The organism is Pantoea sp. LMR881, assembly GCF_027157825.1.
Classification (GTDB): domain Bacteria; phylum Pseudomonadota; class Gammaproteobacteria; order Enterobacterales; family Enterobacteriaceae; genus Pantoea; species Pantoea haifensis.
In genome coordinates this window covers 128,581-148,557 of sequence record NZ_JAPVOK010000002.1, presented here as the reverse complement: position 1 = coordinate 148,557, position 19,977 = coordinate 128,581, and the positions used below count along the sequence as shown (strand labels likewise).

Here is a 19,977-nt window from a genome sequence, read left to right as displayed (position 1 = left end):
GCGTGTTACTTCGCCAGCTCATTAAATATCTATCGCTAACGATGCAACGCCTCAAACCTGCTGCCAGACGGTTAAAAACCAGGCTGTCCAGCAAGTCATCCACCTGATCCTGGTTCGCGACCACGCCCGGTGCATCGGCATGGATCTGCGGACCATTCAACAGGCTGGTGCCTTCCTGACGTTTTTCTGCACTCACTTCTGGCATGTTTTCCAGCAGCACCATTAACAGCTGACGCTCAATTTCCTGAATAACATCCATCATGCGCTTGATAACCTGACCGGTGAGATCCTGAAAATCTTGCGCCATCATGATTTCAAGCAGTTGCTTGTTGGTGAAAGCAGTATGACCTGGCACGGCATCAAGGAATTCGCGCGTATCCGTCACCAACTCACGAGCATCGGCAAGTTCAATTGGGTTTTCAAACCACGCATCCCAACGCCCTTTCAGCTGAGTTGCCCCGGCTTCCATTTTGTCCTGATGCGGTTGTGCGGCTTCTACACAGTTCAGTGCGCGATCGGCGGCCTGGGCGGTCATCTGTACCACATAGTCCAGACGATCGCGCGCATCAGGAATTGCTTCGGCGGCTTCGGCAATGGCTTGATCCAGCCCCAGCTCGCGCAGGCTTTCACGCAGCATACGCGTAAGAGAGCCAATGCGGGAGATAATGTCGTGTGCCGAGGCATCTTCAGTTGATTTCGGAAGGTCGCTCATCACATCTCCTTACATGCCCAGTTTTTCAAAAATCTTGTTTAATTTCTCTTCCAGTGTCGCCGCAGTGAACGGCTTCACTACGTAACCGCTGGCACCAGCCTGTGCGGCCGCAATGATGTTCTCTTTTTCGCTTCCGCAGTGACCATCAATACCGGCATGCTGCTCATCGCGGCATCGGCACGGATCGTTTGCAGCAGTTGCAGACCGTCCATGTTTGGCATGTTCCAGTCAGAGATGACAAAGTCAAAGCCGCCTGCTCGCAGTTTTGCCAGCGCGTCAACGCCATCTTCTGCCTCTTCCACATTATTAAAGCCCAGCTCTTTTAGCAGGTTACGTACGATGCGGCGCATCGTATTGAAATCGTCAACCACCAAAAAGCGCATATTCTTATCAGCCATATCTACTCCTGTGTTATCTCGCCCGGCAGGACGGGCCTGTTAAATACGTAATGCCTGTCCGGCGCTAATTTTCGCCAGCATGTGCTGACTGATATTGCTTAAATCGACTACTTCGCTCACGCCACCTGTGGCAATCGCTTCACGCGGCATGCCAAATACCACGCAACTCGCCTCGTTTTGCGCGATGGTCCAGGCACCAGCGCGATGCATTTCCAGCATGCCCGCAGCACCATCATTGCCCATGCCCGTCAGGATCACCCCCACTGCGTTGCGTCCGGCATTAATCGCTACCGATTTGAACAGCACATCCACTGAGGGTTTGTGCCGGTTAACCGGTGGCCCTTCGTTGAGTTTCACAACGTAGTTAGCGCCGCTGCGTGCCAGTTCCATATGCATGGCACCTGGCGCGATATAGGCGTGACCCGGCAAAATACGCTCGCCATCCTCCGCCTCTTTTACCGTGATCTGACACAGCTTATTCAGACGCTCGGCAAAGGAGCGGGTAAAACCTGGCGGCATATGCTGTGTAATCAACAGTGCCGGACTGGTTGCGGGCAGTGGCTGTAGCACATGACGAATCGCTTCGGTGCCGCCCGTTGACGAACCGATGGCAATCAGTTTTTCACTACTTAACAGCGGTCCCGCTTTCAGCGTGGCCGGGACCTGCATCGCACTGCGCGCATGCAGACGTGCCCGTGCCGCTGCACGAATTTTATCGCCAATCATCTGGCTATAGGCCAGCATGCCTTCCCGGATGCCAAGCTGCGGCTTGGTGACAAAGTCCACCGCACCCAACTCAAGCGCCCGTAAGGTTATTTCAGACCCCTTACCGGTGAGCGATGACACCATCACCACAGGCATGGGACGCAGCCGCATCAATTTCTCTAAGAAATCGAGCCCATCCATGCGCGGCATCTCAACATCCAGCGTGAGCACCTGCGGATTAAACTGCTTAATCAGATCGCGGGCGACCAGCGGATCGGGTGCCGTTGCAACCATTTCCATATCGGGATGACTGTTGATGATTTCGGTCATCAATTGCCGCATCAGCGCAGAGTCATCCACGCACATCACGGTGATTTTGCTCATCATCTTTCCTTCGTCAGTCCATAGACGGTTTGCCCACGCAGCCAAAACTCTTTACTGATTTGACTGAAGTTTTCTGAGTGACCGGCAAACAGAATGCCGCCCGGTTTCAACAGCGGTACAAACCGACGCAGAATTTTCTCTTGCGTTTCTTTGTCGAAATAGATCATCACATTGCGACAAAAGATTGCGTCAAAGGGCCCAGGCAGCGACCAGTCATTGGCCAGCAAATTCAGCTGCGCATAGGTGACCATGTTGGCCAGCTCAGGACGCACTCGCACCATGCCAGCATGCGGCCCGGTGCCGCGCAGAAAGAACCGCTGCAACTGTGCGGGCGACAGCGTGCGCAGCTCTTCCTGGCGATAAACCCCTGCCACCGCTTTTTCAAGCACTTGTGTATCAATATCACTGGCATGAACCTGAAATTTACCGGGACCCGTCCCCAGTGTTTCAGCCAGCGTCATGGCGATTGAGTAAGGCTCTTCGCCTGTTGACGCTGCGGTACTCCAGACATTGAAGCTGCCCTGCCGCTTACGGGCGTGCTCTGCGAGGATGGGAAAATGGTGCGCCTCGCGAAAGAAAGCGGTCAGATTCGTGGTCAATGCATTGATAAATGCCTGCCATTCGGCGCTGTTAGGATCGTTCTCCAGCAGCGCCAGATAGCGCCCAAAATCATCAATGTTTAGCGTGCGCAGGCGACGCACCAAACGGTTGTAAACCATTTCGCGCTTATGATCGGCCAGCACAATACCCGCACGCTGATAGATCAGCTGGCTGATACGGCGAAAGTGCGTATCCGAGAGCGGTAAACGTTGAACCATCTGCGACAGCAGCGTCGTCGCCTCGTTTTGATCCAATAACGTCGATTTCTTCATTTCTGCACCTGGCACTCAACTAAACACATTAAATTTCTGCTGCTATGCCCGGCGATCTAACTGACCGGGCAATCCAGGCGATTAAAAGGTTTCCCAGTTTTCATCACTGCGGGAAACCGGCTGGCGGGTAACCGCCTGCGGCGCATCCAGACGGAAGTTTTTTGTTGCCGTTGTCTTGTTAACGGCCTGGGCGACAAATTCTTTACCGATATTGAACACAGAAACCGCTTGTTTAAGGTTGCTGGCCTGATCTTCCAGTGCCGCTGCCGCTGCCGCAGACTGTTCTACCAGGGAAGCGTTCTGCTGCGTCACACGGTCCATTTCTGTAACAGCCAGGCCCACCTGATCGATACCCCGGCTCTGCTCGTCTGACGCCGAGGCGATTTCGCCCATGATGTCGGTGACGCGCGTCACGGCGCTGACGATATCGCTCATGGTCTCACCGGCACTTTCTACCAGTACCGAACCGGTATTGACGCGATTGACGGAATCTTCAATCAGTCCCTTAATCTCTTTCGCGGCCTGCGCACTACGCTGTGCCAGACTGCGCACTTCACCTGCGACCACAGCAAAGCCACGGCCCTGCTCACCGGCACGTGCCGCTTCAACCGCCGCGTTCAGTGCCAGAATGTTGGTCTGGAAAGCAATGCCATCAATCACGCTGGTAATGTCAGCAATCTTCTTCGAACTGCCCGCGATCTCTTTCATGGTCGTTACCACACCATCCACCACTTTTCCGCCTTGCTGAGCGGTTTCTGAGGCGTTCAGCGCCAGCTGTGATGCCTGACGAGCATTTTCAGCGTTCTGTTTAACGGTGGCGGTCAACTGCTCCATGCTGGCAGCCGTTTGTTCCAGCGAAGCAGCCTGCTCTTCAGTGCGGGAAGAGAGATCGTTGTTGCCCACAGCAATCTCGCTGGCGCCGGTATAAATAGCGTCAGAGCCGTCGCGCACCGTGCGCACCGTGCGCACCAGCTCTTGCTGCATGTGTTGCAGTGAACTCAGCAGGTCGCCGATTTCGTTACGTACAGTGAGGTCAATGGGCTGCGTCAGGTCGCCACGGGCAATATGCTGAATGTGTTCAATGCTCTGTTTCAATGGGCGAATCAGCGCGCTGCGCATCACATTCCAGACCAGCACAATCATCAGCAGGGTTACGGCCAGCGTCCCCACCACCAGCAGGATGGAACGTTGATAAGCATCGTTGTTGGCATCAATGCCACGCTTCGCCAGCACCAGGTTGTAACGCATCCACTCGTCGTAATCTTTCTGGAATTTGTCCTGGAAACTCTGGGTAGGCTGATCGATAAACGCTTTGAAGTCACCACGGCCCAGAAATGCGATCAAATCAGCCAGCGCATCGTGGTAGGCCTTGTAGTTGGCTTGCAGCGTCAGAACGTTTTCAGCCGTCTTGCCTTTTTCAGACAGGTTAGCGTTAAACTCCTCGAAGCCCTGCTCGGCACGTTTTAGCTCTTCGCTCGCCAGTGCGACCAGTTCCTTAACGGTTGCGCCGGAGCCGGCCATTTGCCCATCTTGCAGGTAGCGGATCCCTGCACGGTTCAAAGTATTACGCGCCTGAACCAGCGAAACCCACGAGGTTCCCATCGCCTGCTGCAACGTGCTCAGACGTTGGTTATAGGCAAAGTTTTCTTTGTCTGAACTGACGGTTTGAAAAAACATGCCGCCGGAAAACATTTGCAGCAAAGCAAACAACGCCAGCACACATAGCAGGCCGGAGACAACTTTTACTCGACTAAACATAAACACCTCAATGGTTGGCAATTTGCCTTATCTGTTAACGCAGGTAAGAGGGTTATCGGCGCGGCAAAGGGAACTTTATGCGCGGCGGAAGGGGTTGGACCAGCCGCCGCGCGGGTATGATTAAAAGGTTAGGCGCGAGAGATTCTGAATACCGATACGGCCTGGCTCAGCGCACTGGCTTGCTGCTCAAGAGCAGCTGCAGCGGCGGCAGATTGTTCTACCAGCGAGGCGTTTTGTTGCGTGACGCGATCCATTTCCGTTACGGCCTGACCGACCTGATCGATGCCGCGACTCTGCTCATCAGACGCCGAGGCGATTTCGCCCATAATGTCGGTGACGCGGGTAACCGCATCAACGATGTCAGTCATGGTGCTGCCTGCGCTCTCAACCTGTAGCGAGCCACTGTCAACACGGGCTACAGAATCTTCGATCAGGCCTTTGATCTCTTTCGCGGCCTGCGCACTGCGTTGCGCCAGATTACGCACTTCACCGGCCACCACGGCAAAACCACGACCCTGTTCACCAGCGCGGGCTGCTTCTACTGCCGCGTTAAGAGCAAGAATGTTGGTCTGGAAGGCAATGCCGTCAATAACGCTAATAATGTCTGCGATTTTCTTCGAACTGCCTGCAATCTCTTTCATGGTTTTAACCACGCCATCAACTACTTTGCCACCCTGCTGTGCCGTTTCAGACGCTGAAAGCGCAAGGTTCGAAGCCTGACGCGCGTTATCGGCATTCTGTTTTACCGTCGCAGTGAGCTGTTCCATGCTGGCCGCCGTTTGTTCCAGTGACGCCGCTTGCTCTTCAGTACGGGCAGAAAGATCATTGTTGCCAGCGGCAATTTCGCTGGCACCGGTAAAGATAGCGTCTGAACCGTCACGCACGTTGCCTACTGTCATGACCAGCGATTGCTGCATTTCCTGCACGCCCGCCGCCAGTTGCGTCATCTCGTTACGTCCTTCAACCACGATCGGCTGAGTAAGATCGCCAGATGCAATAGCGCGAATATGCCCAATCACATTCTGCAAAGGCTGAATCAGCACCTGACGCAGGCCAAACCAGCAGGCGATAATCACTGCGATAACCGAGACTGCAACCCCGCCCAGCAGCCACATCATTTGGGTAAATGCGTGTTGGTTCTGTTGCAAACCGTGCTCAGAAAGCTCAGTTTGCTTCGCACGCCAGTCGCTATAGCTGGCTTTCATGGTGTTCTGCTTTTCTTCGATGTTCTGTTTAAACATGCCCTCAAGATCGTTAGCCTGCAAACGCTCCAGCATCGCCTGGAGTCCATCGTGATAGCTTGCGTAATCCGCTTCAATTCGTGCCGGCAGAACATCACCCAGACCCGCCGTATTTGGCAGGTCGTGATAGATGTTGTAATAGCGTTCAGCGACCGCAAGCTGCTGTTTCGCCTGCTGCACCAGGGCATCAATATCGCCACCATTAATTTGCGATGCCATGTTGGTTTGTAAACGCAGCATGGCGCGGTTGAGCACGGTGCGCGTCTGGTTAAGTTCGATCCATGCATCCGTCATTGCCGTGACGTTGCGGTTAGAGAGTTGTGACAGTGCAAAAGCTTCTTTGTCTTTATTAAGGGCTGACCAGAACAGGCTGCCCGAAAGTAACTGCAACACGCCAAAAATGACCAGTACCGAAATCAGGCTGGTCACCACTTTTATACGTTTTAACATTTCTTTCCCCAGGAAATTGATATGGTTCAGCGCCTATATCGGCGAAATCAGGGGATTTGTTAGCGCAACTGGCAAGTTTTGTGAAATAAACGACTTTTGTAACTATTCTAAATAATCGCTTTTTTTGTGTGGATATAGCAGGGGTTGGTATACGTCTTTACTGGCACGCGCACAGGGGAAAGTTCGCAACAGTTAAAGACAATGCCAGCCTGGCGAGGCTGGCATTTTGGGCAGGGCTTAAAACGTTTCCCAGTTGTTCTCGCCGGCTGGCGCAGCGACAACGTTGGTCAGAGTAGCGGAAACCGTTGCCGCAACAGGCGTACGTCTGGAGTGCGACTGCTCAACGGATTCGCGCAGTTTAAATACCGTCACAGACTGGCTCAAACGGCTGGCCTGTTCTTCCAGCGATGCCGCCGCCGCCGCCGACTCCTCTACCAGCGACGCATTTTGCTGCGTCACCCGATCCATTTCTGTTACCGCCAGACCAATCTGATCGATACCGCGACTCTGTTCATCCGATGCCGAAGCGATTTCGCCCATAATATCAGTGACGCGCGTGACAGCCCCGACGATATCGTTCATGGTATCCCCGGCGGTGCCAACCAGTTCTGACCCGGTGTTAACGCGACTTACAGAGTCTTCAATCAGGCCTTTGATCTCTTTCGCGGCCTGCGCACTACGCTGTGCCAGACTGCGAACTTCACCCGCGACCACGGCAAATCCACGCCCCTGCTCACCGGCACGGGCAGCTTCAACGGCGGCGTTCAGCGCGAGGATGTTGGTCTGGAAGGCGATACCATCAATAACGCTGGTGATATCAGAAATTTTCTTTGAGCTGACAGCAATATCGCTCATGGTTTTCACCACGCTGGCAACCACACTGCCGCCTTTATTCGCCGTTTCGGAAGCACTTAACGCCAGCTGCGATGCCTGACGGGCATTTTCGGCATTTTGTTTGACTGTTGCGGTGAGTTCTTCCATGCTGGCAGCCGTTTGCTCCAGCGATGCCGCCTGCTGTTCAGTGCGGGCCGACAAATCGTTATTACCGGCTGAAATTTCACTGGCTCCACTAAAGATAGCATCTGAACCCTGACGCACATTACTCACGGTACGCACCAGCGACTGCTGCATATCATGCAGGCTGGCGGCCAGTTCACTCATCTCGTTGCGCCCTTCCACCACGATTTCTTGCGTGAGATCGCCCGATGCGATACGTTTTATATGCATGATATTGGTATCAAGGGGAATGAGCAGGACGCGTCGCATACCCACCCAGCACAAGGCAATCAGCAGTACGACACACAGCATAATCCCGCCAATAATCCACACCATGCGCTCGTAGGCTTCTGCATTGATCTTCGCGCCCAACTGCATCAGGCGATTCTGATCCGTGCGCCATTTGGTATGAATATTCAGAAATTCGATTTGACGTGCAGTGACCGGCACCCTGTCAGCTGCGTCTAAATCGTGAGCTAACAGCGCCTCTTCCCACTGATCTAACGAGAGCGCATAGGCCTGGTACGCTTTCTCCAGCCGGGCATTCAGCTGCGCATCCTGGCCTGGGGTGCCTGGTGTGGTTTTAAAGACTTTAAAATATTCAGCAGCATGTTGCTGAAATTCTTTAATTTCATTGAATAAGTCACTGACTGCCGCAGGTTTACCGTCCAGTTTACTGTTGGCAAAACGCAGCTGAATACGTGTCAGCAGCACACGGCTCTGATTAAGGCTCATGTAAGCATCATTTAACGCCTCAGTGTTATCGCTGGCCTTTTGTGCAACAACAAAACTCTCCTTATCGTTATTCAACGCGTTAAAAAAAATCGTGCCTGCTATAACCTGCAACAAGCCGAATATAAGTAATACCAGCAGCAAACTGGACACAACACGGATTTTAGAAAACATAAATTAACCCTGGTAAAAGTAAGTGTTTTAGCAAAGTTACTATCGGCAATTTACCGGGGAATTTATAGCGAGGGGAAATTATTACGAGGGCAATTATTACGGGCCAGTATTGACTGACCCGTTTGCAGGGATTACGCAGTACGCAGGTTATCGACCAGCGCCATCTCCTCGCTGCTCAGCAGCTTCTCGATGTCGACCAGAATCAACATTCGATCGCCCAGTGCACCTAACCCGGTCAGGTATTCAGTGGACATCGTGACAGCAAATTCAGGTGAAGGCCGGATCTGATCCTGTGTCAGCGACAGGACGTCAGACACGCCATCAACCACAATCCCCACCACGCGATTTTCCAGATTTAATACAATCACGACGGTGTTGTCGTTGTACTCTACGTCTGGCTGGGAGAACTTCACGCGCAGATCGATAATCGGCACGATGACGCCACGCAGGTTAGTTACGCCGCGAATAAACTCTGGCGTATTGGCAATACGGGTTACCTGATCATAACCACGAATTTCCTGAACTTTGAGGATATCGATGCCGTACTCTTCATCGCCCAGCGTGAAGACCAGAAACTCCTGGCCGACAGTTTCGCCAGCGATTTTTGTTACGGTTGCCATTCCAGTCATGTTATTTACCTTTTCTTTATCAATCAGGCGGCAGCGCCAGCCACACGTTTTTCACGGTTGAGTGATTGCAGCGCAGAGACATCGACGATCAGCGCCACGCTACCATCGCCAAGAATGGTGGCAGCTGAGATCCCTGGCACTTTGCGATAGTTACTTTCCAGGTTTTTCACCACCACCTGATGTTGACCAATCAGTTGATCGACCAGCAGCGCGTAACGCTTGCCTGCGCTTTGCAGAATGACGACGATACCTTGCGTCGCTTCAGTTTTCGCACCCTGCACATCAAAGACATTCCACAGTTCAACCAGTGGCAGATATTCGCCTCGTACTTCCAGCACGCATTCGCCACCCGCCAGCGGTTTTAACTCTTCAGCACGCGGTTGCAGCGATTCCATCACAGCATTCAGCGGCAGAATAAACACTTCGTCCGCCACCCGCACTGACATGCCATCAAGGATCGCCAGCGTCAACGGCAGTAAAATGCGTATAGTGGTGCCTTTCCCCTGCTTCGACGCTATTTCAACGTGGCCACCCATTTCCTGAATGTTTCGTTTCACCACGTCCATGCCCACGCCACGGCCAGAGACATCCGTTACCTGCTCTGCTGTAGAGAAACCAGGAGCGAAGATCAGCATGCCGACTTCTTCGTCACTCATGTTCTCACTCACCGGCAAGCCAGACGACAGTGCCTTGGCAAGAATGCGTTCACGGTTCAGACCGGCACCATCATCTGAAACTTCAATGCAAATGTTGCCGCCCTGATGTTCCGCAGACAGCGTCAGATTCCCGGTCGCAACCTTGCCTGCAGCCAGACGTTTTTCCGGGGATTCGATACCGTGATCGAGACTGTTACGCACTAAGTGCGTTAACGGATCGATGATACGTTCAATCAGACTCTTATCGAGTTCGGTTGAGCTGCCCAACAGCGTCAGTTCTACTTCTTTGCCGAGCTTGCTGGCCAGATCGCGTACCAGACGCGGGAAGCGGCTGAAGACATACTCCATCGGCATCATACGAATTGACATCACCGACTCTTGCAGATCGCGGGCGTTGCGTTCGAGCTGTCCCATACTGTTCAGCAGATCACCGTGGGCAACCGGGTCGAGTTCGCCCGAACGCTGCGCCAGCATCGATTGGGTGATCACCAATTCACCGACCAGGTTAATAAGCTGATCAACCTTCTCAACGGCTACGCGAATACTGCTGGATTCGCTGGATTTTGCCGGAGCGGCAGCACGTTTTGCTTCGCGTTTCGCCACGACAGGTGCTTCAGCTACCGCTGCCACCGCCGGAGTTTGTGCTTCGGCTACGGCAGGCGCGGCTTCAACTGGCACGGCGGCTGCATCAGGGAAGCGGATTTGCGCTTCTTCAATGACAAAACAGAGCACCGCAACGATGTCATCTTTGCTGACACCCTCAATCGTGACTTCAAGCGTAGTGCTGCCTTTCTGAACCTGGCTTAATGACCCCAGGTTACTCATCTCTTCCAGCAGCAACTCCACTTCTTTTTCTTTCAGGTCAACCAGTTGTACGCGCAGACCACCCGATGCGGGGGTGCTGGCTACAGGGGCCGCCGCGACGGGCGCAGGCTGCTCAACGGGTAAGCCTTTTGCCTCTAACGCTAACTGACGCAGTGCTTCACAGATATATTTGAAGCTTTCCGCGTTAGGCTCTTGCGCGGTTTTATAAGCATCGAGCTGTTCCTGCATAATATCTTTGGTTTCCAAAAACAGGTTGATGATGTCGGTGCTGAGCTGCATCTCGCCGCGACGAGCACCATCTAAAATGTTTTCCAGGATGTGAGTCGTTTCCTGCAATACGGTAAAACCAAATGTTCCGGCTCCGCCTTTAATGGAGTGGGCAGCGCGGAAGATGGCGTTAAGCTGTTCGGAGTCTGGTTCCTGGGGATCGAGTCCCAACAGGTGTTGTTCCATATCCGCTAACAGCTCATCCGCTTCATCGAAAAACGTCTGGTAAAAATCGCTGATGTCCATGCTCACGGGTTCACCTCGGTTGTGAGGGGGGCTGCTGTATTCACCGCACTGCCATCAGGTGTGGGCGGTACGGTAATCTGTTCAATTGCCGCCGGATCGCTGATCTGGACGGCATCACTTTCTGCGTTCTCTTTCTCAATTGCCGCTTCGGTATCATGGTTCAATACCAGCAGGCTAATGCGACGGTTTACTGCATCATTGCCACCGCGATTTTTTAGCTTCATGGTGTCTGCCATGCCTAACACCCGCAGAATTTTACCGCTGTCGAGGCCACCAATAACCAGTTCGCGCCGTGAAGCGTTAGCGCGATCGGTCGAAAGCTCCCAGTTGCTGTAGCCGCGATCGCCGCTGGCATACTGGAAATCGTCCGTATGGCCGGCGAGGCTGATACGGTTGGGAATGCCATTCAGTACCGGGGCGATAGCACGCAAAATATCGCGCATATAAGGTTCAACGTCGGCGCTGCCGGTTTTGAACATGGGGCGGTTCTGACTATCAATAATCTGAATACGCAGCCCCTCCTCGACCATATTAATGATCAGGTGCGGGCGTAACGCTTTCAGTCGCGGATCGGCTTCAATCAGCTGATCAAGATTTTCACGCAGGCGATTAAGGCGAATGTCATCCAGCTTGCGTTTCTGCGCATCTAAATCGACCACTTTATGCACTTCACCGGTTTTCTGCGTGGGATCTTCACCGCCGCCAGGAATAGGACTCACACTGTCACTGCTACGCGGCCCACCACTTAATGCCACCTTCAGCGGGGTCTTGAAGTAATCGGCAATCTGAATCAGTTCTTTCGGACTGGCGATAGAAAGCAACCACATCACCATGAAGAAGGCCATCATCGCCGTCATAAAGTCGGCATAGGCAATCTTCCACGAGCCATGACTCCCTTCGTGATGTTTTGACTTGCGCTTTTTGACCACAATTATGGGGCGGTTGCCTTGCTTCATGAATTCTCTTCCGAAGTCTGTTTAGCCGGGTTCTTCGCATTGCGTACGTGCTCTTCCAGCTCGCTAAACGACGGACGTTCAGCGGAATAAAGTGTCTTACGGCCAAACTCGACGGCGATTTGTGGCGCATAACCGTTCAGGCTGGAAAGCAACGTGACTTTAATGCACTGCATCATCTTGGTGGTTTCAGCACACTTTTGACGCAGCACTGATGACAACGGAGAAATAAAACCGTACGCCAGCAAAATCCCGAGGAAGGTTCCCACCATGGCATGTGCCACCAACGCGCCCAGTTCTGCGGCAGGACGGTCAGCAGAGGCCAGGGCATGCACCACCCCATTACCGCCGCAACGATACCGAATGCCGGTAGTCCATCACCTATCGCGGCTATACTTTGCGCTGGTACGTCACACTCGTGTTCGTAGGTCTCAATTTCTTCATCCATTAACGCTTCAATTTCAAAGGCGTTCATGTTGCCACTTACCATCAGACGTAAATAATCGGTAATAAAATCGACCAACTGTTTATCGGCTAAAATACGCGGATAATTAGCAAAAATTTCACTTTGGCTCGGATCTTCAATATCACGCTCAAGCGATAACATGCCTTGTTGGCGTGATTTCGCCATCAGACGATAGAGCAGTGCCATCAAGTCCATATAAATCGCTTTGTTATATTTTGATCCGCGCATCAGCAACGGCAGGGCTTTTAATGTCTTTTTAATCGATTTGCCGTTATTGCCAACTAAAAAGGCACCGACACCCGCCCCGCCAATCATTAATAACTCGGCAGGTTGATAAAGCGCACCTAAATGGCCACCCACCAGCGCATAGCCGCCCAACACGGACGCTAACACTACGATATAACCCAAAATTATCAGCACAAAATTTCCTTACGTCCGTAACGTGTTGGTGGAAGTTAAGCCAGAAAGCCGCAGGCGTTGTTAGCAAATTAGAAGCAAAAAAAAGCAGCGGTATTAACCGCTGCTGGATGGCTTCCACAGTGCGAACAAACTTAAACGGCGTGTTTAACCGGTTCATCCAGCAGTTGTGGAAAGATATCGGCAGAATCTGCAGAAAGTTTACGTCTTTTTACCGCACGTGATGGCGGCTGGCACAGGCTACAAACAAAGCTGCCGACCGGCTGATGTGCATGATTAATAAAGCTACCATTGCAGCATTTGCAATCTGACAGTTCGAGCATGCCACTTTCAACGAATCGCACCAGGGTCCAGGCGCGTGTCAGCGCCAACAGCGGGCCCTCGTCCGATTGCGGACACTGTTCGAGATAAAGTCGGTAGGCCTTGATTACGGCATCTACACCGCTGCACAACCCGGTTTTCAACAAAAATTTCCAGGCGTTGCAGAACATCGACGCGTGGATATTTTGTTCCCAGGTCATGAACCAGTCGGTAGAGAAAGGCAGCATACCTTTAGGCGGCGGACTGCCGCGCAATTCTTTATAAAGTTTAATCAGGCGACCACGGCTTAACTGGGTTTCGCTTTCTAACATCTGTAAGCGGGCACCAAGCGTAATCAATTCCATCGCGAGCTGAATATCCCGCGCTTCCTGAACGATACTTTTCTCAGACATTAAACTGCCCTCTTTTTAGCGGGTGCATCATCTTTAGATGCGTTACGCAATAAACGGCTGGACAATAAAATGCCGGTGTGAATTTGTTGTAAATCATCTACACGAGACTCTTGAGTCAGGCGATTAATGACGGAGCTTTCAGTAAAGCGAAACTGGCAAACCAGTTGATTGGTTTCCGCTAATTTCACCATTTCCGGCAAAGTTAATTCAGATAATGCATCCGCCATCTTTTCATCGATGCCGAGGCGAAACATTGCAGACGCTTTTTCCTGGTTAATTAAACGTTGCGCGAGTAACAAATAAGACAAGTTGATATCGTAAATATGTTTTAGTAATTCAGATGTACCCATTTTTCCATCCTGAGAGACGCGACATAACATCACCGCAGATAAATTTCTGCGTATCGAGCTGCTGGTTGGTAAATCTAAAGATGGCAAAATAATAAATCAGTAAAGCATATGGTCATCGAAGTCTGCCTCATTTCCCACCGGGACACTGAACCAGTCGAAAGTCAAAACTCCAGGCCATTTATTCTTAAATTTGTAACCATCTTCCGTGACGTCTTCTTACACTTTTAAGACTAATCCGAAAACAACGCAAATTTATATCGTCTGATTACTACATACAACGAGAGTTTTGTAAAATTTTGGATAAAGTGTGACGCAGATCACACTTTTTCAGTAAATTTCTCCAGCAAAGCTTTACGATCACTTATCTACCGAACGTTTTTCACTCAATTTTTACTTGTTTTTAACTTAATTAATCCTCAGAAAGGCTTTATTCACTCAGTCACAGGCTATTTTGCCTGCTGCACCGCTAATGCGATCTTTTACCTGGTTAAATGGCTTTAATGCCATACTTACAGCCAAACACCTGCATATAAGCAGCATAATAATCTAAATACAGTGCCTGATAATTTCTTTTAAATTAATAACTTAAGGGTAATATCGCTTTTAGAAAGTAAGGGAGGCGTAAAGATAATGCGAAGGGTGTATGGCGTAAGCGCAGCGAAGCGTTAGCAATCAAACATGAACGTTTAGCGTACGAAAGCATATGTAACAACAGGTTACATAAGCATTGTGAATGAATTGCAGGGGAAATGTATTTATGCTTGCTAACTATCGGCATCGGTAGTGAAAACTTTAGGTTTATTAAGTTAAAAAACTAATAATTATCGCGTGCTGATCGCTTTTTTAAGCTGCTGGCAAAAAACCGCTAAATTTTAGCCATTTAACTCACTAAACATTCAAAAGCGGCGTTAACGGATCAGCGTGCGAGAAAGAGAGCCGATAAGGCAAAGAGAGGCTTTCAGTATGCCCTCCCTGGCATACTGAAAAGGAGACCTGTCAGGCGAGTTTAGGAAAGCTGGCAACCTTGCTTTCGGATGCCTGCTCGTCACGGCGGGCTGGAATGCTGGCCAGGTCTTTCAGGAAATTTTCTCGCCAGGCAGTGATATCGTTTTTACGCAGCGCTGCCATCATGTCGTTGTAGCGAGAAATCCTTTCGGTACGTGGCATAGTGATCGCTTTATCCAGCGCAGCTGCGACTTCATCACGGTCGTAAGGGTTAACAATCAAGGCAGAGGTTAACTCATTCGCGGCCCCTGCAAAGCGTGACAGTACCAACACGCCGGGATCATCCGGGTCCTGAGCCGCCACATACTCTTTCGCCACTAAATTCATGCCATCACGCAGCGGTGTGACCAGACCGACATCCGTCAGACGGAAAATTTTCATCAACAGACGACGATCAAAATGCTGATTAAGGTAATAGAGCGGCGTCCAGCCTAACGTGCCATATTTACCGTTAATGCGCCCCGCTTCAGTTTCTAACTGATGGCGAATATCCTGATAGGCCTGAACATCACCGCGTGAGGTAGGCGCAATCTGCGAGTAACGGATCTTGCCGCGATGTTGTGGGAAATGTTCCAGCAACGCTTCATAAGCCAGAAAACGTTCTGGCAGGCCTTTCGAATAGTCGAGGCGTTCACAGGCAATAATGTTGCGTGCATCGCCAAGCTCGCGTTTCATCGCAGCCATTTTTGGCGGCAGTGGACCTTCAGCCATCTCTTTAATGCTGTCAGGCTCAATACCGATGGGATAAACCTCAGTCATAAAGGTATTGCCGAAGGCGCGGTGTAGCTTCTCACCTTTATTTTGCAGCTGCGTAAGCAGGCTCACGCTGTCGAGGAAGGCCGTACGATCGGACTCTGTCTGGAAGCCGAGAAGATCGTATTCGCTCAGCATTTCTAACAATTCCTGATGCGGCGGCAGGGCATTGAAAATTTCTGGCGTTGGAAAAGGAATATGAAGGAAAAAGCCGATACGGTTTTCAATTCCCGCTTTACGCAATGCCGCAGCGAAAGGCAGCAGATGATAATCGTGGATCCACAGAATATCGTCTGGCTTGATCAGCGGTTTTAATCGCTTCGCCACCTCTTCATTGACCCGGCAATATCCTTCCCAGGCTTCCCGCTGGAACTGTACCAGGTCAAGGCGATAATGGAACGCGGGCCAGATGACGGTATTTGAGAACTGACAGTAATACAGATCGTAATCGTTCTGATTAAGCGGGAATGAAGCATAGGTGATGCCATCGTGCTCTACCTGAGCAGTGTCGTCGTCCTCTTCGCCCGAGAACTCGCTGATTTCACCATTCCAGCCGAACCACAATCCGCCCGTGCTTTTCAACGCATCAAGGATACCGACGGCGAGACCGCCCGCACTGGATTTTGATCCATCAGGAATAGCAATACGGTTAGAAACAACCACTAAACGACTCATAACCTGAACTCCTTACCGACGTTGTCTTGCTTTATTTGTAATAGTATTCGCTCCAGCCATCCATATACCGCCTCGACATCTTTTAGCCGATAGCGTGCATGGCTCGAGCCTTCACCAACCTTAACGGAAATGCCCTGCATGGCGTTTACCGTGAGAAACCCCTTCTCGTCCGTTAAATCGTCCCCGATAAATACCGGCGTTCGACCGGCAAAAGGCGCTTCCTGCATAAAGTCGCGAATGGCCGCGCCTTTATCAATGCCTTGCGGTTTGATTTCGACAACGCATTTCCCCGGCTGGAGTGCCAGGCCAGGAAAGCGTTTAACCGACTGTTCTGCCAACCGCATGACATCCTGTTCGTGCTGCATCGCCTGGCGATAGTGCAAGGCAAATGCCATGCCTTTGACTTCCAGCCGTGTGCCAGGCCATTGAGACATAGCGTGCTCCAGCTCTTTTCGCAGTTCTTGCTCAACCTCGGTGGGCAGCGTGATGCGATGAATGTCCCCTTTGGGCATACGGCGCTCTGCGCCATGCACGCCCGCAGCGGAAAAAGTCAGTGGCGCGACCAGCGCGTCAAGCTGCTCAATCGGACGGCCTGAAACCAGTGCGAACGCACCGTGACAGCACGCCGAGAGCTGTTGAAGTTGCTCTACCACATTTTTGGGAATGAAAGCCGCATCGGGTTGGGGCTGGATCGCCGCCAGCGTACCGTCAACATCAAAAAGAAGGCATACAGACCGCCGCTCAAAGACGGGAACGTGGCAGAGGGATTTGCCGCTTGGGTCACGTGTCTTCTCCTGTTAAATGAAAAATATCACCTACGCTAAGGGCGCGATGACCTGAAAAATAGAGGATGTCTCTGAAAGGGAGGGAGCCAGCAAGAAGAAAGGCACAAGGCCAGTTCGGAGATAAGGAGATTGATACTGATACCGCATCGTTTTGATAAATCACACTCCTCAAACGTTCACGTTTGTTGCTGACAACATCACCTGAAGGAGAACATCGTCACGCTAAGTGTAGACGCATAAGAAGATTCTGCCAGGTTTCGCCCGTTATTATCTTAAACGCTGCTTGTATGTGAGTGAGATACCCGCGCTCGCTCTCTTACCTGCTGGCGCGAAATAAGGTGAGCCATTACGGTGACTCATTTGCAGATCAACGAACACAACATCAATGAAATAACAACGAAACGGAAGCACCCACTGAAGCTGACAAGCCTTAAGGTTTTCCTAATATTGATTTGGCAATCTTGCACTTTCTGCGAATTATCAGGTGCTTTTAATGATTAGGTTGCCGCTGAAAAGGCCGACATTGCGTCGCTTAACGTTTCTTATTGTGTTCTCTGTCTATATTTCTGTTTTTCTTAATATTGCTTATTACCGGCAAGTATTAACGCTCTTACCGCTGACTAATTTGCACGCCACAGGGGTGTTTCTTTCCATGCCACTGGTGGCTTTTGCTGTCATCAATAGTGTGGTCACGCTGGCCTCTTTTATCTGGCTGGATCGCCTGATCATTGCCCTGTTTATTCTGCTTTCTGCATCCGCTCAGTACTTCATTCAAACCTACGGCATCATCGTTGACCGCTCAATGATCCTGAATATGCTGGATACGACGGCGTCGGAGAGTTTCGCACTGATCACCCCGCAGTTAGTCATTACGCTGCTCCTGTCAGGAGTGCTGATGGCGATACTGGCGTATTGGGTCCGGATCCCCAAAGCGCCATGTTTCTGGAAGAGCGTACTTTATCGCGCTGCCAGCATACTGCTCTCCGCGATGCTGATTGTGGTGGTGGCCCTGCTGTTTTATAAAGATTACGCTTCACTTTTTCGCAATCACCGCGAACTGATCAAAGCCCTTAGCCCATCAAACAGTATTGCCGCATCGCTCTCTTACTACAAACACCATCGTCTTGAGAATCAGCCGCTGGTGCGAATTGGCGAAGATGCACATCAGCGACCGGAATGGCTATCGGGTAGCAGGAAGAGTTTGACGATTTTGATTGTGGGCGAAACCTCACGTGGCGACGACTTTTCGCTATCAGGGTACAGCCGTCAGACCAATCCACTGCTGGAAAAGGATAAGGTGATTTACTTCCCGCATACCGTTTCCTGTGGCACGTCTACTGCGGTATCGGTGCCGTGCATGTTCTCAAACATGCCTCGCGCACATTATGACGAAGCCCTTGCCAGCCATCAGGAAGGCGTGCTGGATATTATTCAGCGTGCAGGCACTGGCGTACTGTGGAATGAAAACGATGGTGGCTGCAAAGGCGCCTGTGATCGCGTTCCCCACCAGGATATGACTCGTTTGAATTTGCCCGACATGTGCATTGAGGGCGAATGCTACGACGACGTCCTGTTTCACGGACTGGATGATTATATTCAGCATCTCAAGGGGAATGGCGTGATTGTGCTGCATACCATCGGCAGTCACGGGCCGACGTACAATCATCGCTATCCATCCCAGTTTCGCCAGTTTTTGCCTACCTGCGAAACCAATCAGATTCAGGATTGCTCAAAAACGCAGTTAGTGAACACCTATGATAATACCGTACTGTATGTTGACCACATTGTTGATAAAGCGATAAAGCTTTTGCAGTCACATCAGGATCAATTCACTACCAGCCTGGTCTATCTTTCCGATCATGGTGAATCGCTGGGTGAAAAAGGTGAATATTTGCACGGCTTACCCTACGCCATCGCGCCGGATGTGCAAAAGCATATTCCGATGCTGCTCTGGCTCTCAGCGGATTTTCAACAACGCTTCGCCATAAATAGTCACTGCCTGCGTAAACTGGCTGCGACAGATGATTTTTCACAAGATAATCTCTTCTCCACACTGTTAGGCATGACGGGTACAGTGACACATGAATACAAGCCCGCAGACGATATTTTGTCGATGTGTCGGAGCACACCACAATGAAGATCTTAATCGTAGAAGATGACGCGCTGCTGCTACAGGGTTTGGTTCTGGCGCTGGAGGACGAAGGCTATATCTGTGACGGGGTAACAACGATTCGTGAAGCGGAAGCGCACCTCATGAACGGGCTTTATAGCCTGCTGGTGCTGGATTTAGGGTTGCCAGATGAGGATGGTTTGCACTTTTTATTGCGTTTGCGCCGTCAGAAGAAAACTGAGCCGGTTTTGATCCTGACGGCGCGCGATACCGTTAACGATCGTATTGCGGGTCTTGATGCCGGAGCTGACGACTATTTAATTAAGCCCTTCTCGCTGGATGAATTGCTGGCACGTATTCGGGCGCTGATTCGTCGCTACGTTAATCAGGGCGACAGTCGGCTCTCGCTGGGGAATTTAACGCTCGATATGACACACCGGCAAATCTACCTTACCGATCACTTGCTTGATTTGACGCCGAAAGAGTACGCCATTCTGTGCCGCCTGATGCTGAAAGCGGGCAATCCCGTCCATCGTGAAATCCTTTATCAGGATATCTACAATTACGACACTGAACCGTCAACCAACACGCTTGAAGTCCATATCCATAATCTTCGCGACAAAATAGGCAAGAGCGCCATTCGCACTGTGCGCGGTTTCGGTTATGCATTAGTGCAGCAAACCTCTCACAGCGAGTCCTTTTAAT

Annotated in this window: 13 protein-coding genes and 4 pseudogenes; 2 read left to right on the top strand and 15 right to left on the bottom strand. The window is 51.3% G+C overall.

Annotation, left to right across the window (positions count from 1 at the left end; translation table 11 throughout):
* Window positions 1-73 precede the first annotated feature (73 nt).
* From cheZ to otsB, 15 genes and pseudogenes are all read right to left on the bottom strand, one after another.
* Window positions 74-712 (bottom strand): annotated as a pseudogene (cheZ, locus tag O3W44_RS02330) (protein phosphatase CheZ); the annotation flags it as partial.
* A gap of 9 nt (window positions 713-721) precedes the next feature.
* A pseudogene (gene cheY / locus O3W44_RS02325) lies at window positions 722-1,110 on the bottom strand (chemotaxis response regulator CheY).
* Window positions 1,111-1,149: 39 nt separating this feature from the next.
* Entirely contained in the window at window positions 1,150-2,199 is a 1,050-nt protein-coding gene (locus tag O3W44_RS02320) for a protein-glutamate methylesterase/protein-glutamine glutaminase (RefSeq protein WP_269294347.1), read from the bottom strand.
* Window positions 2,199-3,071 carry a protein-glutamate O-methyltransferase CheR gene (gene cheR / locus O3W44_RS02315; protein WP_269291839.1) on the bottom strand — a complete coding sequence of 291 codons (873 nt, stop codon included), beginning with the start codon at window positions 3,069-3,071 and terminating at the stop codon, window positions 2,199-2,201. Before cheR ends, O3W44_RS02320 begins: the two co-directional genes overlap by 1 nt.
* An 81-nt stretch (window positions 3,072-3,152) precedes the next feature.
* Window positions 3,153-4,829 (bottom strand): methyl-accepting chemotaxis protein, encoded by a 1,677-nt coding sequence (locus O3W44_RS02310; protein WP_269291838.1) that lies wholly within the window; start codon window positions 4,827-4,829, stop codon window positions 3,153-3,155.
* 128 nt (window positions 4,830-4,957) lie between these two features.
* Complete coding sequence (locus O3W44_RS02305) at window positions 4,958-6,520, bottom strand: methyl-accepting chemotaxis protein (protein WP_269291837.1); 1,563 nt, start codon at window positions 6,518-6,520, stop codon at window positions 4,958-4,960.
* A gap of 237 nt (window positions 6,521-6,757) precedes the next feature.
* On the bottom strand, window positions 6,758-8,422 hold the full coding sequence (locus O3W44_RS02300; protein WP_269291836.1) for a methyl-accepting chemotaxis protein: 1,665 nt from the start codon (window positions 8,420-8,422) through the stop codon (window positions 6,758-6,760).
* A gap of 131 nt (window positions 8,423-8,553) precedes the next feature.
* A complete protein-coding gene (gene cheW, locus O3W44_RS02295; RefSeq protein WP_269291835.1) occupies window positions 8,554-9,051 on the bottom strand; it encodes a chemotaxis protein CheW in 498 nt (165 codons plus the stop codon).
* 23 nt (window positions 9,052-9,074) lie between these two features.
* Window positions 9,075-11,045 carry a chemotaxis protein CheA gene (gene cheA, locus O3W44_RS02290; protein WP_269294346.1) on the bottom strand — a complete coding sequence of 657 codons (1,971 nt, stop codon included), beginning with the start codon at window positions 11,043-11,045 and terminating at the stop codon, window positions 9,075-9,077.
* 2 nt (window positions 11,046-11,047) lie between these two features.
* Complete coding sequence (gene motB, locus O3W44_RS02285; protein WP_269291834.1) at window positions 11,048-12,001, bottom strand: flagellar motor protein MotB; 954 nt, start codon at window positions 11,999-12,001, stop codon at window positions 11,048-11,050.
* Window positions 11,998-12,884 (bottom strand): annotated as a pseudogene (gene motA, locus O3W44_RS02280) (flagellar motor stator protein MotA). The gene motB and the pseudogene motA overlap by 4 nt, the downstream one beginning before the upstream one ends.
* Before the next feature lie 131 nt (window positions 12,885-13,015).
* Window positions 13,016-13,594, bottom strand: a complete 579-nt coding sequence (gene flhC / locus O3W44_RS02275) for a flagellar transcriptional regulator FlhC (protein WP_269291833.1) — start codon at window positions 13,592-13,594, stop codon at window positions 13,016-13,018.
* Window positions 13,594-13,944: a flagellar transcriptional regulator FlhD gene (gene flhD, locus O3W44_RS02270; RefSeq protein ID WP_269291832.1), complete on the bottom strand. Its 351-nt coding sequence runs from the start codon at window positions 13,942-13,944 to the stop codon at window positions 13,594-13,596. Before flhD ends, flhC begins: the two co-directional genes overlap by 1 nt.
* Before the next feature lie 996 nt (window positions 13,945-14,940).
* Window positions 14,941-16,377, bottom strand: a complete 1,437-nt coding sequence (gene otsA / locus O3W44_RS02265; RefSeq protein WP_269291831.1) for an alpha,alpha-trehalose-phosphate synthase — start codon at window positions 16,375-16,377, stop codon at window positions 14,941-14,943.
* Window positions 16,374-17,161, bottom strand: a pseudogene (otsB, locus tag O3W44_RS02260) (trehalose-phosphatase). The gene otsA and the pseudogene otsB overlap by 4 nt, the downstream one beginning before the upstream one ends.
* A gap of 494 nt (window positions 17,162-17,655) precedes the next feature.
* On the opposite strand from otsB, the gene eptA reads away from it, so the two are divergent.
* Window positions 17,656-19,299 carry a phosphoethanolamine transferase EptA gene (gene eptA, locus O3W44_RS02255; RefSeq protein WP_269291830.1) on the top strand — a complete coding sequence of 548 codons (1,644 nt, stop codon included), beginning with the start codon at window positions 17,656-17,658 and terminating at the stop codon, window positions 19,297-19,299.
* The gene (gene pmrA / locus O3W44_RS02250) at window positions 19,296-19,976 is read left to right on the top strand and encodes a two-component system response regulator PmrA (RefSeq protein WP_269291829.1); all 681 of its coding nucleotides are present in this window, start codon (window positions 19,296-19,298) and stop codon (window positions 19,974-19,976) included. The genes eptA and pmrA overlap by 4 nt, the downstream gene beginning before the upstream one ends.
* The last annotated feature ends 1 nt before the right edge of the window (window position 19,977 follow it).

What these genes read in the sequence shown, in the direction of transcription:
- O3W44_RS02310 (WP_269291838.1), bottom strand. Translation starts at nt 4,829, where the DNA reads ATGTTTAGTCGAGTAAAAGTTGTCTCCGGCCTGCTATGTGTGCTGGCG.
- O3W44_RS02320 (WP_269294347.1), bottom strand. Translation starts at nt 2,199, where the DNA reads ATGAGCAAAATCACCGTGATGTGCGTGGATGACTCTGCGCTGATGCGG.
- flhD (WP_269291832.1), bottom strand. Translation starts at nt 13,944, where the DNA reads ATGGGTACATCTGAATTACTAAAACATATTTACGATATCAACTTGTCT.
- flhC (WP_269291833.1), bottom strand. Translation starts at nt 13,594, where the DNA reads ATGTCTGAGAAAAGTATCGTTCAGGAAGCGCGGGATATTCAGCTCGCG.
- O3W44_RS02300 (WP_269291836.1), bottom strand. Translation starts at nt 8,422, where the DNA reads ATGTTTTCTAAAATCCGTGTTGTGTCCAGTTTGCTGCTGGTATTACTT.
- O3W44_RS02305 (WP_269291837.1), bottom strand. Translation starts at nt 6,520, where the DNA reads ATGTTAAAACGTATAAAAGTGGTGACCAGCCTGATTTCGGTACTGGTC.
- pmrA (WP_269291829.1), top strand. Translation starts at nt 19,296, where the DNA reads ATGAAGATCTTAATCGTAGAAGATGACGCGCTGCTGCTACAGGGTTTG.
- cheW (WP_269291835.1), bottom strand. Translation starts at nt 9,051, where the DNA reads ATGACTGGAATGGCAACCGTAACAAAAATCGCTGGCGAAACTGTCGGC.
- cheR (WP_269291839.1), bottom strand. Translation starts at nt 3,071, where the DNA reads ATGAAGAAATCGACGTTATTGGATCAAAACGAGGCGACGACGCTGCTG.
- cheA (WP_269294346.1), bottom strand. Translation starts at nt 11,045, where the DNA reads ATGGACATCAGCGATTTTTACCAGACGTTTTTCGATGAAGCGGATGAG.
- eptA (WP_269291830.1), top strand. Translation starts at nt 17,656, where the DNA reads ATGATTAGGTTGCCGCTGAAAAGGCCGACATTGCGTCGCTTAACGTTT.
- motB (WP_269291834.1), bottom strand. Translation starts at nt 12,001, where the DNA reads ATGAAGCAAGGCAACCGCCCCATAATTGTGGTCAAAAAGCGCAAGTCA.
- otsA (WP_269291831.1), bottom strand. Translation starts at nt 16,377, where the DNA reads ATGAGTCGTTTAGTGGTTGTTTCTAACCGTATTGCTATTCCTGATGGA.